Here is a 1,160-nt window from a genome sequence, read left to right on the forward strand (position 1 = left end):
TGCCGAAGATGTAGTCGGCGAGGATGCCAAAGGCTTTGCCACCGACCTTGTCGAAGCGGCCTTGCACCGCGGTTTCAGCGAGCAGTTGCGGCTGATAGCGGCGCAGCTCGAAGCCTGAGTCTTCACGGACGACCTCGTAAGGCGGTTCTTCGGTGGCCATTGCGTGCCCTCCCCAGAGTGTCAGTAGCATCGCCAGCGCGATGCGCGTCAATAGCCGGTTGTGCCTGTTCATCATCGATGTCCTCACGCAGCTGTGGTGTTGGCAAGACGGGTCTGGTGGTGGATGGCTGCGCTTGATGCAAAGCCCCTCGCGCACCACCGAAAACCATCCGGCAGATTGGTCTCAGGATACGAAAAGATCGCGTGCGACACCGCCGCCAGCCACAAGTCGTTTTTCAGATCGCAAGCGCCATAACGGGTTTCCGCTATGGTTGCTCGCAATGGCGATGCAGAGGCGGCAGCAGCGCTCTCCAAGCCATGCTAAAATGCTTCTTTGACAATCGGTTAAATCATTTTCCCTGTCCATGATGAACAGGGAGGCAGCATCAACGTGCCAGCATCCATCCGAACCCGACCAGATCAACCGCCCGTCGCAACCCAGTCTCTGGGTCGGCGCCTGACTGATGCGGTATTGGGATTGGTTGCGGGGGCAGCGCTGTTAACGGCATTCGCCCCACTGCCTTGGCTGGCGTTGAACCTGACCGCCTGGGCCGTGTTCATCCTCGTGCTCGCGCTGAGCGCCCTGCTTGATCATCGGCGCGCGCACCTGACCAAACAGTCTCCAACGGCCTTAGGTATCACCCCCATGGCAGATGATCAGGACATCGACGACTGGCTCGGCCCCTTCAATCCTGATAACGGTCTCTCTTTGGATATGGCCCCCTACTTTATCTATGACGACCTCGGCCGGGATTCCTAGTCGTCGATCGATATCAGGATTGAGGTCAGTCATGCGGATTCGCCCGAGTTAGGATCGCGTTCTTGCAGACTCCAAGGCCGTCATCACTTGAGTCCAGTCTGTCGTTGCCCGATTCCCAGCGATACCCTCATAGTAGCTTTGGTTGCTCGCATCCGCCGGCAGGCCCGCCCAGATTCGCGAGAGATTGTGCGCGAAGGCGTCGTTTGGCAACCGACCCGCCTGCCAGGCCTCCAGCCCCGCA

General features: G+C 59.2%; 3 protein-coding genes. 1 reads left to right on the top strand and 2 read right to left on the bottom strand.

From position 1 onward, the window contains the following. Positions 1-232 (bottom strand): heme-binding protein (locus VBE63_RS29915; protein ID WP_323686603.1); only part of this gene is annotated, 232 nt, incomplete at its 3' end. Positions 233-550: 318 nt separating this feature from the next. Between VBE63_RS29915 and VBE63_RS29920 the strand changes: the two genes are divergently transcribed. Next, a complete protein-coding gene (locus VBE63_RS29920) occupies positions 551-919 on the top strand; it encodes a hypothetical protein (protein WP_323686604.1) in 369 nt (122 codons plus the stop codon). A gap of 48 nt (positions 920-967) precedes the next feature. On the opposite strand, the gene VBE63_RS29925 is transcribed toward VBE63_RS29920, so the two are convergent. Further along, a partial coding sequence (locus VBE63_RS29925; protein WP_323686605.1) for a hypothetical protein occupies positions 968-1,160 on the bottom strand: 193 nt, incomplete at its 5' end.

Source organism: Lamprobacter sp. (assembly GCF_034860625.1).
Lineage (GTDB): Bacteria > Pseudomonadota > Gammaproteobacteria > Chromatiales > Chromatiaceae > Lamprobacter.